This is a genomic window from Anaerobutyricum soehngenii, from assembly GCF_009697165.1.
In the GTDB taxonomy this organism is placed as follows: domain Bacteria; phylum Bacillota; class Clostridia; order Lachnospirales; family Lachnospiraceae; genus Anaerobutyricum; species Anaerobutyricum soehngenii.
Window position 1 is genome coordinate 20,334 of sequence record NZ_VULP01000033.1, and the last position, 14,282, is coordinate 34,615.

Annotated in this window: 12 protein-coding genes and 1 pseudogene; 8 read left to right on the top strand and 5 right to left on the bottom strand. The window is 38.0% G+C overall.

Features of this window, described 5'->3' with window-relative positions:
* Positions 1–6: 6 nt before the first annotated feature.
* On the top strand, positions 7–2,217 hold the full coding sequence (gene recD2 / locus FYJ25_RS12545; RefSeq protein WP_154581428.1) for an SF1B family DNA helicase RecD2: 2,211 nt from the start codon (positions 7–9) through the stop codon (positions 2,215–2,217).
* Here the strand turns inward: recD2 and FYJ25_RS12550 are convergent, their stop codons facing one another.
* The 3 genes and pseudogenes from FYJ25_RS12550 to FYJ25_RS12555 form a co-directional block, all read right to left on the bottom strand.
* Entirely contained in the window at positions 2,218–2,751 is a 534-nt protein-coding gene (locus FYJ25_RS12550) for a ComF family protein (protein ID WP_154581429.1), read from the bottom strand.
* A 78-nt stretch (positions 2,752–2,829) separates the two neighbouring features.
* A pseudogene (locus FYJ25_RS15175) lies at positions 2,830–3,096 on the bottom strand (double zinc ribbon domain-containing protein); the annotation flags it as partial.
* Positions 3,097–3,137: 41 nt separating this feature from the next.
* Positions 3,138–3,578 carry a dUTP diphosphatase gene (locus FYJ25_RS12555; RefSeq protein WP_021906547.1) on the bottom strand — a complete coding sequence of 147 codons (441 nt, stop codon included), beginning with the start codon at positions 3,576–3,578 and terminating at the stop codon, positions 3,138–3,140.
* 542 nt (positions 3,579–4,120) lie between these two features.
* Here FYJ25_RS12555 and rpmG point away from each other — a divergent pair.
* The 7 genes from rpmG to FYJ25_RS12590 all read left to right on the top strand — a co-directional run bounded on the left by rpmG (position 4,121) and on the right by FYJ25_RS12590 (position 9,788).
* On the top strand, positions 4,121–4,270 hold the full coding sequence (gene rpmG / locus FYJ25_RS12560; RefSeq protein WP_005345689.1) for a 50S ribosomal protein L33: 150 nt from the start codon (positions 4,121–4,123) through the stop codon (positions 4,268–4,270).
* Positions 4,271–4,297: 27 nt separating this feature from the next.
* Positions 4,298–4,495, top strand: coding sequence for a preprotein translocase subunit SecE (gene secE / locus FYJ25_RS12565; RefSeq protein ID WP_147608681.1), 198 nt, complete (start codon positions 4,298–4,300; stop codon positions 4,493–4,495).
* 21 nt (positions 4,496–4,516) lie between these two features.
* Positions 4,517–5,041 carry a transcription termination/antitermination protein NusG gene (nusG, locus tag FYJ25_RS12570; RefSeq protein WP_021906548.1) on the top strand — a complete coding sequence of 175 codons (525 nt, stop codon included), beginning with the start codon at positions 4,517–4,519 and terminating at the stop codon, positions 5,039–5,041.
* Positions 5,042–5,110: 69 nt separating this feature from the next.
* On the top strand, positions 5,111–5,536 hold the full coding sequence (rplK, locus tag FYJ25_RS12575; RefSeq protein ID WP_005345699.1) for a 50S ribosomal protein L11: 426 nt from the start codon (positions 5,111–5,113) through the stop codon (positions 5,534–5,536).
* A gap of 67 nt (positions 5,537–5,603) precedes the next feature.
* Positions 5,604–6,293, top strand: a complete 690-nt coding sequence (gene rplA / locus FYJ25_RS12580) for a 50S ribosomal protein L1 (RefSeq protein WP_021906549.1) — start codon at positions 5,604–5,606, stop codon at positions 6,291–6,293.
* A 349-nt stretch (positions 6,294–6,642) separates the two neighbouring features.
* Complete coding sequence (locus tag FYJ25_RS12585; RefSeq protein WP_154581431.1) at positions 6,643–7,455, top strand: N-acetylmuramoyl-L-alanine amidase family protein; 813 nt, start codon at positions 6,643–6,645, stop codon at positions 7,453–7,455.
* Positions 7,456–7,496: 41 nt separating this feature from the next.
* Positions 7,497–9,788, top strand: a complete 2,292-nt coding sequence (locus FYJ25_RS12590; RefSeq protein WP_167513826.1) for an LTA synthase family protein — start codon at positions 7,497–7,499, stop codon at positions 9,786–9,788.
* Positions 9,789–10,098: 310 nt separating this feature from the next.
* Here the strand turns inward: FYJ25_RS12590 and FYJ25_RS12595 are convergent, their stop codons facing one another.
* Together FYJ25_RS12595 and FYJ25_RS12600 are read right to left on the bottom strand one after the other, a co-directional pair.
* Positions 10,099–11,106 (bottom strand): DMT family transporter, encoded by a 1,008-nt coding sequence (locus FYJ25_RS12595; RefSeq protein WP_330578363.1) that lies wholly within the window; start codon positions 11,104–11,106, stop codon positions 10,099–10,101.
* A 1,022-nt stretch (positions 11,107–12,128) separates the two neighbouring features.
* A complete protein-coding gene (locus tag FYJ25_RS12600) occupies positions 12,129–14,132 on the bottom strand; it encodes an oxidoreductase (protein ID WP_154581433.1) in 2,004 nt (667 codons plus the stop codon).
* Positions 14,133–14,282 lie beyond the last annotated feature (150 nt).

A 14,282-nucleotide genomic window follows, 5' to 3' on the forward strand; every position in this document is an offset into this window, starting at 1 on the left:
TTTTAAATGGCTCATCTGGAAGGATATGTAAGTCATATTCGCTTTCATAATGAGGAGAATGGATATACAGTAATGGACATTGAAACAACCCACGGGGACGAAGTCCTCGTGGGAAATTTTCATTATATCAATGAAGGAGAATATATCTGTGCAGAAGGTGAATATGTAGATCATCCGGCGCATGGACCACAGTATCGGATGACATCGTATACTGTAAAGGAGCCGGAAGATAAGGCGGCGATGGAACGCTATCTTGCATCTGGTGCGATTAAAGGAATGGGAGCTGCGCTGGCTGCAAGAGTGATTAAAAAGTTTAAAGGGAATACATTTGACATCATTGAAAGTGAACCGGAGCGTTTGGCAGAAGTAAAGGGAATTTCACTGAAAAAGGCGATGGATATTGCAGTGCAGTTTCAGGAAAAGCAGGAGATGCGCCATGCGATGATGTTTTTATCGGAGTATGGAATTACCAGTCGTTTTGCGGTTCGTATTTTTGAGGAATATGGCAACAAGATGTATGATATCCTGAAGACGAATCCATATAAACTGGCAGAAGATATTACAGGAATTGGTTTCCGGGCAGCGGATGCGATTGCGGCAAAGGCTGGTATAGCACCAGATTCCGATTTTCGTGTGTGTGCAGCTATTTTATATGCTCTTCAGCAGGCTTCTCTTTCTGGCCATGTATATTTACCAAAAGATGTTTTGTGCCGAAGTGCAGGGCAGCTTCTTTCTATGTCACCGGAATTTATAGAAGACCATCTGATGGAGTTAGTTCTTGATAAGAAACTGATGATTCGGACTGTGAATGAAGAGGAACATGTTTATTTGAGTTCTTATTATTTTATGGAGCTGAATACTTCAAGGATGCTTTTAAATCTTGATCTGGAATTCCCGATGGAAAAGGGCGCTTATGGAAAGCGGATCAGTGAACTGGAAGAAAGCATGGATTTTCAGCTTGATCTTTTACAAAAACAGGCAGTGGAAGAAGCACTTACGAAAGGGGTTGTCGTAGTGACCGGTGGTCCGGGAACAGGAAAGACAACAACCATTAATCTTATGATTCGCTGCTTTGAAATGGAACACATGGATATTGTTCTTGCAGCACCGACCGGACGTGCAGCGAAGAGAATGACGGAAGCGACTGGATATGAGGCAAAAACGATCCATCGACTTTTGGAAGTTTCTGGTGGAATCGAGGAGGGAAGTAGTTCTCATTTTGAAAAAAATGAGGAGAATCCAATCGAGGCCGATGTGGTGATTCTTGATGAGATGTCCATGGTAGATATTCATTTAATGTATTCTCTTCTAAAAGCAATCGTTCCGGGAACAAGGCTCATACTTGTAGGGGATTCGAATCAGCTTCCAAGTGTAGGACCGGGAAACGTTTTGAAGGATATTATTGATTCAGAAGCGTTTAGTGTAGTGCGTCTTTCTAAAATATACCGTCAGGCAGAGAGCAGCCATATTGTTCTTAATGCACATAAAATTAATGCAGGCGAACTTATTACCTTAAATAATAAGAACAAAGACTTTTTCTTTTTTGAAAAACAAGATGTCCGCTCAGTAATGGGAGCGCTCATTTATCTGGTAAAAACCAAGTTGCCGGAATATATTGGTACATCTCCGTTTGAAATACAGGTTCTGACACCAATGCGTAAAGGAGAACTTGGTGTGGAACATTTGAATGAGGTTCTTCAATATTATCTGAATCCTGCATCAGAATCCAAGAAAGAAAAGGAAGGACGTACAGGAGTCTTTCGTGAGGGCGATAAGGTAATGCAGGTAAAGAACAATTATAAGCTTGAATGGAAGATTATGAATGCAAAAGGCTTCTCCGTTGAAGAAGGACTTGGAGTATTCAACGGAGATATGGGTGTGATCAAGCAGATTAATACATATTCTGAACGGATTACCGTTGTATTTGATGAGAACCGGGAGGTAGAATATCCATACTCAAACCTGGATGAATTAGAACTTGCCTATGCAATTACAATTCATAAATCACAGGGAAGTGAATATCCGGCAGTAGTACTGCCGCTTCTTAGCGGACCTCCGATTCTTTGTAACAGAAATCTTCTATATACAGCAATTACAAGAGCGCAAAAGTGTGCAGCTATCGTGGGAAGGCAGTCTATGGTAGAACAGATGATTCATAATGAGACAGAACAAAAGCGGTATTCTGGATTGAATGAATGTCTCAAAGATGGAATCTGATCAATCTCTTGCCATACCGATACAGATCGATAAAACAAAAACATTAGGAATGCCGGCGCTTAAAAGAATACGGGTGCAGGCTTCCATAGTAGCGCCGCTTGTATAAATATCATCAACAAGCAGCACAGACAGGGAAGTGTTTGTTTGAACAAGGTTATCATATCGTGAATTAAAGCGAAATGCTTTCTTTAGATTATTAAGCCTGGATTGTGGAGTAAACTGTTTTTGTGGGAGAGTATCCACAGAGCGAATCAGCATATCAGGATAATGAGAGAGGTTAAATATCAGAGCAATTCTGCGGCTAAGCAGTTCAGCCTGATTATAACCTCTCTTTTTATATTTATTTTTATGAATAGGAACAGGTATGACTGCGTCAATCCCCAGACTTTCTATTGCTGCATAAATTCTGGAAGGGCTGTGAGAATACCTTTTGGAATAAATGTGAAAATAATTCTGAGAATACTGCTGAAAGAAAAGTTCCCAGATAAAAAAATCAGCAAGTCTTCGATTATTATGATATTTAAACGCACTCATAATAGGACGCGTTTCTTTATTATATAGAAAAAGAGACAGCCCTTTTTGAAAACTTTTTGGAAAAGTACGACAGTCATAACAGTATTCTTGCGCAGAAGACGAAACCGGTTTGCCGCAGCGCAGACAGGTAGAACCAGAGATAAAAGGTAAAACAGTCTGACATTCCGAATGGATCAGAGTTCCGTATGGCACCGGTTTAGCACATACAGGGCAATGTCTTGGAAAAAGTGCGGATAATAACCGGAGTGTTATAGGTAACGTTACTCGCTGTAACTTAAAGTATACAGAAGAGCAATGCTGCTTTATCATTTGTAAAAAAGAAAGAAAACAACGAAAACTCTTCATAATATTTATAATAATATAAATGATAGATCTAAGATATTGCGTTATGCCCGGCCGGTGCTGCCAAAACCACCGCGGTCTGAACCATCTAATCTGTCACATTCTTCAAAAGAAATTGTAGGCTGGTGTTCCATGATACGAAACTGGCAAATGCGGTCATTCACATGAATCTCTGTATCGCGAACAGCCAGAACAGGCATAAACCATTGGTCGTTATCTCCACAGTAGGATTCATCAATAACACCCATATGATTCGTCTGAATAATACCAAAGTTCTTAAAAGTGGAACTTCTCGGAACAACATGGGCTTCGTAGCCCTGTGGAAGTTCCATGGCGATTCCAAGTGGAACAAGAGCAAAATCTCCCTTCTTCAGACAAAGATCATCAGCAGCACGAAGGTCGATCCAGTCGGACTTCCCATCAATATAAGTAAGTTTCTCAATCTTATCAGTAAAATATTTAATACGGATGGTCTGTTTGTTCATAAGTAAAATCCTTTCTTGTCTTAATTATCTTAATTATCTTAACTTTTATATTTACTTTATATAGTTCTCCCTATGCAATTATCATACACGAACATTCGTTTCTTGTCAACGACAAATTTTCCATATATTGGTTAAAAATGATACGTAAATTATCTGAAAATAACGCCATAAAATAGGTATTGAGAGATTTATTTGTATCTTGAGAGTTATCAAGATTTTATCCACATTTTAAGAAAATAAGACCGATTATAAAAAAGAGCGAAAATATTTGCTCTGAGCAACATAAAAAGTGAGTTGTCCACTTTATCCACAAGAGAGTGTGGATTTTGTGGATAACTTATGCACAATGGAGAAAAGAGAAAAAAATATATGAATTCGTGCATAAATTTAAAATACTTTTTTGGATTTTGTGCGAAAAAAGCATTGACGAACGTACTTTGGGTATGTTATATTAATGTGGCGATGGAATAGGTCTTTTTTTTATGCCTAAAATTGGTTTATGAGAATAAACCCTACGTTTAACAAAATTGGAGGTGGAAGTTGTGCGCGTGAGAATCACATTGGCATGTACAGAATGTAAACAGCGTAACTACAATACTACAAAGGAAAAGAAAAATCATCCTGAAAGATTAGAAACAAGAAAGTATTGCAGATTCTGTAGAAAGCATACTGTTCATAAAGAAACAAAATAGTCGGACCGGTTTTTAAGGAGTGATAAGATGAGCGACGAAGCAAAGAAAACAGAGAAAACAAGCTGGTTTCAGGGCCTTAAAGCCGAATTTAAAAATATCAGCTGGCCTGACAGAAAAACGCTTATCAGAGAGACAATTACAGTAACGGTTGTATCCGTTGTCCTGGGTGTCATCATTGCAGCCCTGGATATGGTTCTCCAGTATGGAATTAATTTTCTGGTCTAGTATAAAGGTAAAGGTGAATATATGTCAGAATTAAACTGGTATGTGGTCCATACTTACTCAGGCTACGAGAACAAGGTGAAGGCTAATATTGAAAAGACAATTGAAAACAGAAAGCTTCAGGATCAGATATTTGAAGTAAGAGTCCCTCTTCAGGACGTAGTCGAGATGAAGGGTGGAGTTAAAAAGAACGTATCTAAGAAAATGTTCCCTGGCTATGTGTTAGTTAACATGGTCATGAACGACGATACATGGTATGTTGTTCGTAACACCAGAGGTGTAACAGGCTTTGTTGGACCGGGATCCGATCCGGTACCACTTTCCGAAGCAGAGATGAGAAATCTTGGTATTGTTGCTAACAGTAACAGTGAAGTAGAGATTGACATCGAAGTAGGCGATTTAGTGGAAGTAACTTCAGGCGCCTGGGAAGGAAGAGTAAGCACTGTAACGGCAATTAACATGAATAAACAGACTGTTACCATCGAAGTAGATATGTTTGGTCGTGAGACTTCTGTAGAGATTGAGTTTGTAGATGTTAAGAAATTATAAGACGCTCTGTAAAGAGCAGACAAGTGGGAGGGAGATTCCCGCAATTACCACAATAGGAGGATAGCTATCATGGCAAAGAAAGTCACAGGTTATATTAAATTACAGATTCCAGCAGGAAAGGCAACTCCAGCACCACCTGTAGGTCCTGCTTTAGGTCAGCACGGTGTGAATATCGTCCAGTTTACAAAGGAATTCAACGCCAGAACAGCAGATAAAGGCGATTTGATCATTCCTGTAGTTATTACAGTATACCAGGACAGAACATTCAGTTTTATTACTAAAACACCACCGGCAGCAGTATTATTAAAGAAATACTGTAACATCAAATCCGGATCAGGCGTTCCTAACAAGACAAAGGTTGCTTCAATTTCTAAAGATAAAGTAAAAGAAATTGCAGAGATGAAGATGCCTGATTTAAACGCAGCGAGCATCGAAGCAGCAATGAGCATGATCGCTGGTACTGCCAGAAGTATGGGCATTACTGTAGAAGATTAATCGGAATTGATTAGATACAACGAAGTGGGAGGGTCGCTCCCGATAATACCACAGGAGGTTATTTAGAATGAAAAGAGGAAAAAGATATCAGGAAGCTGCAAAGCTCAGAGATAAAACGAACTTATACGACGCACCGGAAGCAGTAGCCATCGTAAAAAAAGCTGCCAGTGCAAAATTTGATGAAACTATCGAAGCTCATTTCAAAATGGGTCTTGACGGACGTCACGCTGATCAGCAGATCCGTGGAGCAGTAGTTTTACCTAACGGTACAGGTAAAAAAGTACGTGTTCTCGTATTCGCAAAAGGTGATAAGGCTGAAGAAGCTGTAGCAGCAGGAGCAGAATTCGTAGGAGCTGAGGAACTTATTCCAAAGATCCAGAACGAAGGATGGTTCGAATTCGATAAAGTTGTTGCAACACCTAACATGATGAGCGTTGTTGGTCGTCTTGGTCGTGTACTTGGACCAAAAGGTTTAATGCCTAACCCTAAGGCTGGAACAGTAACAATGGACGTTGCTAAAGCTGTTCAGGACTTAAAAGCTGGTAAGATCGAGTACAGACTTGATAAGACAAACATCATTCACGTGCCAATCGGAAAAGCTTCTTTCACAGAGGAGCAGTTAAACGAAAACTTCCAGACATTAATAGATGCCATCATTAAGGCAAAACCAGCTGCAGCTAAGGGACAGTACATCAGAAGTGCTACACTTACTTCTACAATGGGTCCTGGAGTTAAGCTGAACCCAGCTCGTTTCTAATTACAGATACAGTTCTTTCACTTGTCTATAGTGTAATTTACGAATTGCCCTATGTAGACGGTAAAGCTGTTACATCAATTAGATGTGAGGAAAAGGCAACAGTTTTCTGTTTATCTTTTAGATAGATAGAAAACTGTTGCTTTTTTTTATATCAGATATCATAAGACTTACGCATTTCTCGGCAAGAATGCCAAGAGTTTTGAGGCTTATTAAAAAATAAAGTTGACTGTAAATTAAGAAATGAATATATGGACGAAGTCCGGCAGTCAGTGTATAATAAAAAAGAAATACAGCAGAAGTGATTTTATGCTGCTACATTAAGGTTATTGATGAAAAAGGAGGAAAAAGTATGAAAAGTCATTTAAAAAGACATTTCAGTTTGCTTTTAGCAGTATTGTTAGTTCTTACAATGATACCGGTAAGTACAATAAAGGTATCAGCTAAGGCTACGACAGCAGCAACCACTGCAAAGCAGACAGCAAAGAAAGCGGACAAAAAGACGACAAAGAAAAAAACAAAGAAGACAAAAAAAGCAAAGAAGCAGAGAACGGTATTTATAGCAGCGGGACACCAGCAGAGAGGAATTTCTTCTACAGAAAGACTTGCACCGGGCTCATCTAGAAGAAAGGCAAAGCTGACATCCGGTACAGCAGGTGTACGTACACATATTCCAGAATATAAGACGAATCTTGCAATCGCGAAAGCGGCGAAAAAAGAATTAGAGAAACGCGGTTATAAAGTAATTATGCTCAGAACAACCAATAACTGTCCACTGTCTAATCAGCAGAGAACGAAGAAAGCCAATGCAAGTGGTGCAGACATTCATATTTGTATACACTGTAACGCATCAGGAGCAAGCGCACAGGGACCATTAGTATGCGTGCCAGGTAGTTCCCGTTACGTTGGCAAGAAGATTTTTAACAGTTCTCGTAAGTTAGGCAGCTGTCTTTTATCCTCTGTTGCAAAGGCAGTGAATAAGAGAAGTCATGGAACGATTCGTTCGGATTATTACACAACAATCAACTGGGCTAAGATTCCTACAATGATTCTTGAGTGCGGATTCCTTACGAACTCAACAGAAGATCGCCAGTTGAATTCTGCGTCTTATCAGAAGAAGCTGGCGAAGGGAATTGCTAATGGAGTAGATAAGTACTTCAAATAAAGAATTTCAGTGATAAGTAGACATAATAAATGAGAGAAGAAATGAGAGCAGAAAAAAGAGAAAAAAGACAGAGAAAATCGGTAATTTATTATTACGTAGCGATTGTAATAACCGCTTTTTTGGGAACAGGCTTATCATTATATCTAAAAGGAGGAGTGCCTTTTGTAAAAGAAGGCGCTCCGATTTTTATGAAGATAGCCGGTATAGTAGTAGTATTGTTGCTTACAATTTTATTGTATTGTAAAGCACAAAAAAGAAAGTGGAAGATTGTTGGTGTGATTAGTATTATACTTCTGGCAGCAGTATTTTCTTGGTTTGTATCCGGAATTTCTAAAGAAGTTGCATTAAAGCCATATACATTAGATACACCTGAAACAGAATTTTCACGATATGATATCCAAGATGGACATTTTACAGTAAAAGAGCCAAATCCTAATATTATTAAAGAAATTAATGAGGATGTTCTAAAGAATGTTGTAATACATTTTTCCAAACCAATTGAACAAAATATAGCAATCAAAGTAATGTATACAAATAGGAAAGACGAGGACTTTTCCAAAGAAAAGAAAGTAAATTTCAAGGCACAAAAGGGAGCAACACAGGCCGTTGTACCTGTAGAACAAAGTGATGTTAGCAGAGTAAAAATCGTGATCGGAAAAAAGATAGGGGCACAATTTGACTTTGGCTCGATAGAATTAAATGGAAATTACCAGGAACGTCTTAAAGAAAAAGAAAGAGATTTTCTTGTCTATTATAGTATGTTTATAGCATTACCTTGCTGCTTTTTCCTGTTTGCCAGTTTAAAAGGACGACAAAAATTAGAGTCAAACATTATAATTAAAATCCTTGCATTTCCATTTGCTTTATGCGTGCCATTAGGAATATTTCTCACATTATTAGTAAAGTATTTAGTGGAATGGGTAAAAGTTACTTGCGGAGATGTTGCATTTTCGACGATATTACTGCAATTAACCAGTCCAATTAAAGGAACAGACAGTGGAATTATACATAGCATTATACAGACCGCAGTGTTACCGCCTGTTATCTTAACTGTAATGGTTATATTATGTTATATATTTTTCAAAAGAGAACTTTATACATTAAAAATATTTTCACAGAAAAAAATTCCAAGATGGAGTAAAATTATAATCGAACTTTGTGTGGCAGTAATTCTTTTGCATACGGTCCATGTGCAGGGAAGCGAAATCGGTATGTGGGAATACTTAAGAAATTCAAGAGAAGTGTCTACATTTTATGAAGACTACTATGTAGATCCGGATAATACTACCGTTACATTTCCAGGCAAAAAGAATAATTTAATTTATATTTTTATGGAATCAATGGAGAGCAGCTACGCAGATAAAGCGGAAGGCGGCACGATGGACGTGAATTATATCCCTAACTTGACAAAGCTTGCCAAAGAAAATGTGCAATTTTCTGATAAGGCAGATAAAAAAATGGGAGGTCCTGTATGCTTAGAAGGAACAGCATATACAGCCGGTGGACTTGTTGCACAAACATCAGCAATTAATTTAAAAGTAAAAAATGCCGGAACAGTATCTGATACATTTTTACCTAATCTTACGGCTTTAGGAGATTTTTTAGATAAAGAAGGATATCAGCAGGTATTTTTGTGTGGAAGTGATGGTGATTTCGCAGGGAGAGATGCCTACTTTAAAACACATAAAAACTACAAAATAGAAGATTATAATGCTGCGATTAAAGAAGGAGATATCCCAAAAGATTATAAAGTTTACTGGGGACATGAAGATAAAATACTTTATGAAAGAGCAAAAAAACAATTAAAAAAACTCTCTTCAGAGAACAAACCATTTAATCTTACAATGCTTACGGTAGATACCCACTTCCCAACAGGCTTTCTATGCAGTCTCTGCGATAATAAATATAATACAACCTATGGAAATGCAGTAGCTTGTGCAGATAAACAGGTATATGATTTTATAAACTGGATAAAACAACAGGATTTTTACGAGAATACAACGATTGTTATCGTTGGAGACCATACATCTATGGTAGATACCGGTTCACAATTTTGGAAACCGTTAAGCGGAAACTATATCAGAACAGTATATAATACAATCATTAATCCACAGTGTGCTTACAAAGAAGCTGCAACACAGAACCGTCGTTTTACAACAATGGATATGTTCCCAACAACAATGGCGGCACTTGGAGCAAAAATTGACGGAGAACGCCTTGGATTAGGAACGAATCTTTTCTCAGGAAAAGAAACATTACGAGAAAAAATGGGTGGAAACTATATAAACAAAGAACTCAAAAAGAATGATAAAAAATACAACAAATTCTATTAAAAATACTAATTTGTAAATTTCGTATAGACGAAAAAAGAAATAATACCATATCCCATCTGCTCTATAGTCGCTGTGTTTAAAATGCTCGTTCGCATCTTAAACACGCTCCGAAGCCGCATCTGGGATATGGTATTATTTCTTTTTTCTGACTATACAAAACTCACAGTTGGTGAGAATTAGTATTTTTGTTTGAGAAAAACATGGGGTTTCTCTAAAAGTCTATGGATTTCGTTAGAATGAATATCTCCAGAAGAAGATATTTTTTACTTGATTGTATAAAAATTATATTTGTCTAGCATAACAAGTTAATTTAATGTATATGTTCGTTCATTAAAAGATTATGATGGTGATGTCTATGTATATCAGACAAACAAAAATGCTCATGTCTATGTTTATGCATAATCACATGGGTATGTGTTGAACCATCGTGTGTATGTGTGATTAAATGTGTGTGCAGATGGGAGTGATTTTTCACTAGAGTATCTGCTACGACAAAAAGTGTACCGATAATCATAAAGAACAGACCAACAAGATAAGCAATAGAAAGTTGTTCCCCATTAATAACAAAAGCGAGAAATGTTCCAATAAAAGGAGCAACGGCATAGTAAGCGCTTGTCTTGGCAGCTCCCAAATCTCTTTGTGCCCGGATGTATAAAAAGATACTTAATCCATAGGCAACAAATCCTAAGAGCATGGCAAGAATGATGTATTTTACAGAAGGTAAAGATTCTCCAACGACAGATGCGACGACAAAGGAGCCAAGACCACAGCAAAGTCCCTTTATTGTAACAATCTGATAAGTGCTTTTTTCGGAAATCTTTCTTGTGCAGTTATTCTCCATGCCCCAGCATATGGTGGCGAGGAGAACAAAAAGAGAGCCGAGGGAAAAATGAAAACTTCCACTGCCCTCAAAGGAAAGAATGATACTGGAAATTGTGATAAACAAAATGGCAATCCAGAGCCTTTTAGATACGGTTTCTTTAAAAATTAATAATGCAATCAATGTTGTTGCGACGATTTCAAAATTACCGAGCAAAGAAGCATTAGCAGAAGAACCGATACTAACTCCGAGCATTAAAAAGATAGGAGCGAAAATATCTAGAACTACCATACCGATGGTATAAGGCAGGTTGTCTTTTGTGAGTCGTTCCTCCTTCTGTTCGTTGTTCCAATGAAATAAATACATAATGCCAACACCGATTCCAGCCCCAAAATATAAAAATGATGCCATGAAAGTAGGTGGAACATCTTGAAGTAAGTACTTAGAAAAAGGTACATTTACTGCATAGAATACTGCTGCTAATAATGCAAAAAATATGGGTTGTAGTTTTTTTTTCTGTCATATCGGGTCACTCCTTTGACATAGTACAGATTATATCATGATTGTTTTAACTTATTTTTTAATTTCAAAAACATCACTCTTTTATGCCCTGTTTGCCACCATGCCACTTCCTTTTCTGCGAAAACCATCTGCGATACTTGAACACAAGCACAGGATGATAGTATAGTAAGTAAACTGATGTGCATAAATTCATCGCCTGTCATAAGCTGTGTTCATTATACAACAATTTTTATGTTTTGTCTGTCTAAAAAAATTAAATACTGATTTGCTGTGAACACAGACGCCGTTTTAGTAGAAGATATTGAGCTGAATTGTAGTAGTCTTCTAAAGAAAAAAGAATTGTTATAAGTTTGATTTTGTTCCGTTGCGCTAAACGCTTCATTTTGCCTCAAAAAACGAAAACTTCGGAAAAACGAATCCGAAGTTTTCAGAGTCAAAATTCCACAGCGCAAAGTCACAAAATGCAATACTTATAACAATTCTTTTTTCTTTACCATAGTTTCCTTACAATTCAGCATAAAATTTTGTTTTAGCGGCTGGCTGTTCTTAATAAGGAATTAGTATTTTAGTCTGAGGGAAAAAGAGGGGATTGTCCAGAAGTCTATGGTTTTCACTAGAATAAAAATCTCCAGAGGAGAATATTTTCCCACTGGATTTGTAGTCGATCTTCTAAATCAAAAGGAATTGTAAGGACATTATAGTGAAAGAAAACGGATTAGGTAGAAGGCATTGGCTGTCACTGTTATTTTCTTATGGATAAACAGTTCTCTGATTAAAAATAATAGCCTTCTGGACAATCCCCTTATTTTCCTCAGACCAAAATACTAATTTCCATCTGGAGCCAAAAAACAGAAAACCAGAAATTTAATAGAAAAGAAAATGTGATGTCGGAGCCAGTAAAAATGCCGAACAGGCATTTTCTACGCCGCGACTATCTTCACATTTTCTTTTCTATTAAATTTCTGGTTTTCGTTTCTTTAGTCTCTCAAATTAGTATTTTATAAAAATCCTTTTTGTTCTAAGGTAAAGATGATATTACGTCCTTCGAATGTACCGTCAATGATACGTCTTGCTCTTACACTGTCACCGATATTTTCAACACGAACGTTAGTGTCTTTATAAGCTTTGGATACTTCTTCGTAAACTTTGCTCTGTGCTCTCATACCAAGACATACAAATCCATGATCGAATGGAAGCTCGTAAACTTCACCTTCCGGACTCTTAACAACGAAGCAGTCTTCTTTTACTTCCTGAAGAGCTGTGCTTGTAAGCTGGTTTACATTGTATTTTTCCATCATACATTTTGTATCGTTCTTTGTTACAGGATCAAGATCACGTCCGATTGCTGGCATCATTTCAACGATAGATACTTCAGCACCTCTTGGAGCGAAGAATTCTACTACGTCAAGACCTACAGCACCACCACCGATTACAACAACCTTCTGGCCTGTCATATCTTCTGGGTAATCAGGTACATGTTTGATCATGCTTAAGATAGATTCAACTTTTCCACCTTCTTTATCAATGTTCTCATGAAGTCCTGCGATAGGTGGGAGAAGAGGAGCAGAACCAGTAGCACAGATGATGATGTGTGGGTTGAATTTCTCGATTACTTCAAGAGTAGCTTCTGTGTTCTTGAAAATGTAAAGATTATCAAGAGCGGCAGAGCGTCTCTGAAGGTATACAGGGAAATCATTTAAACGGTGTTTTGCAGGAATCTTGGAGATTTCTGTAGCAAGTCCACCGAGAACATCTTTTTTCTCAAGAAGGAATGTAGTACATCCAACTTCTGCTGCGGAACATGCTGCCTCAAGACCAGCAGTACCACCACCGATGACAACTACGTTACAGTTCTTGTTTACTTTACGTCCAAGATGTGTGTCTCCTTCAAGGACAGATGGGTTAACTGTACAACGGATAGGTCTGTTTCCACCGATACGGTTTCCGGCACATCCGATGTTACAGGAGATACATTTTCTAAGCATACATTCCTGGTCGTTTGCTACTTTATGAACCCAGTTAGGCTCAGCGATAAGACCACGTCCCATACCGATTAAGTCACAGTCACCTCTTGCAAGAGTGTCTTCTACAACCTGAGGATCGCGGTAGTTACCCATGGAAATAACTGGTTTTCCGAATTTTTCTTTTACAGCTTTCGCCATATAAGATCTCCAGCCATCTTTCATGTAGTTCGCATCAATCTGGTACTGGATGGAGTCGTTAAGACCACAGGATACATCAAAGATATCTATTTCGTCATTTAAATATTCAAGATATTTTAAAGTATCTTCTAAAGTATTTCCGCCATCTACAAGTTCGTCAGCAGAAAGTCTTAACATGATTGGCATATGAGGTCCGATCTGGCTTCTTACTTCATCGATGATCATACGGCAGAAGCGAGTTCTGTTTTCGATGCTTCCACCAAATTCATCTGTTCTGTCATTGTATACAGGGGAGAGGAACTGGCTGATTAAGTAAGAATGTCCAGCATGAATCTCAACAGCATCAAATCCGGCAGTCTGTGCACGCTTTGCAGCTTCTCCGTATTTTTTTACGATAGCAAGAATTTCATCTTTTGATAATGGGCGAGGGACAGCTCCACCTGTTTTGGAAGGAATGTTAGAGGAAGATACTGGCTGAAGTCCACCGATACGGGAAGACATAGCAGAAGCTCCTGCATGGTTGATCTGGATAGAAAGCTTTGCACCATAACGATGCATATCTTCGCAGAACTTGTAAAGACGTGGAAGATAGTTATCGTGATCGATACGAAGCTGTGTAGTACCGTTAGAACCCTGTGGGAAATCAACGTTTGCATTTTCAACGATTAAAAGACCTGTGCCACCCTTTGCACGCTGTCTGTAGTAATCGATATGAAGAAAACTCATCTCACCATTCTGTTCGCCATAGTTTGTTCCCATTGGCATCATGCAGATTCTGTTTTTAACTGTCATTGCACGAACGGTTAATGGCTCAAAAATATGTGCATATTTGTTTTTCATTATGAAACCCTCCTAAAAAATGAGGTACTGTAAAGTTTTACAGTCCTATTTTTGTTTAAAACCTTATATTTTCAAGGATTTCATCACTTTTTACGAATAAAAAAGCAATGACCCCCTTTTTCATGTATAATGTAAGTGACCAAACTCAAC

Excerpts from the sequence above, each read along its gene's own strand:
- recD2 (WP_154581428.1), top strand. The coding sequence starts at position 7 with ATGGCTCATCTGGAAGGATATGTAAGTCATATTCGCTTTCATAATGAG.
- FYJ25_RS12550 (WP_154581429.1), bottom strand. The coding sequence starts at position 2,751 with ATGAGTGCGTTTAAATATCATAATAATCGAAGACTTGCTGATTTTTTT.
- FYJ25_RS12555 (WP_021906547.1), bottom strand. The coding sequence starts at position 3,578 with ATGAACAAACAGACCATCCGTATTAAATATTTTACTGATAAGATTGAG.
- secE (WP_147608681.1), top strand. The coding sequence starts at position 4,298 with ATGAGCGACGAAGCAAAGAAAACAGAGAAAACAAGCTGGTTTCAGGGC.
- nusG (WP_021906548.1), top strand. The coding sequence starts at position 4,517 with ATGTCAGAATTAAACTGGTATGTGGTCCATACTTACTCAGGCTACGAG.
- rplK (WP_005345699.1), top strand. The coding sequence starts at position 5,111 with ATGGCAAAGAAAGTCACAGGTTATATTAAATTACAGATTCCAGCAGGA.
- rplA (WP_021906549.1), top strand. The coding sequence starts at position 5,604 with ATGAAAAGAGGAAAAAGATATCAGGAAGCTGCAAAGCTCAGAGATAAA.
- FYJ25_RS12585 (WP_154581431.1), top strand. The coding sequence starts at position 6,643 with ATGAAAAGTCATTTAAAAAGACATTTCAGTTTGCTTTTAGCAGTATTG.
- FYJ25_RS12590 (WP_167513826.1), top strand. The coding sequence starts at position 7,497 with ATGAGAGCAGAAAAAAGAGAAAAAAGACAGAGAAAATCGGTAATTTAT.
- FYJ25_RS12600 (WP_154581433.1), bottom strand. The coding sequence starts at position 14,132 with ATGAAAAACAAATATGCACATATTTTTGAGCCATTAACCGTTCGTGCA.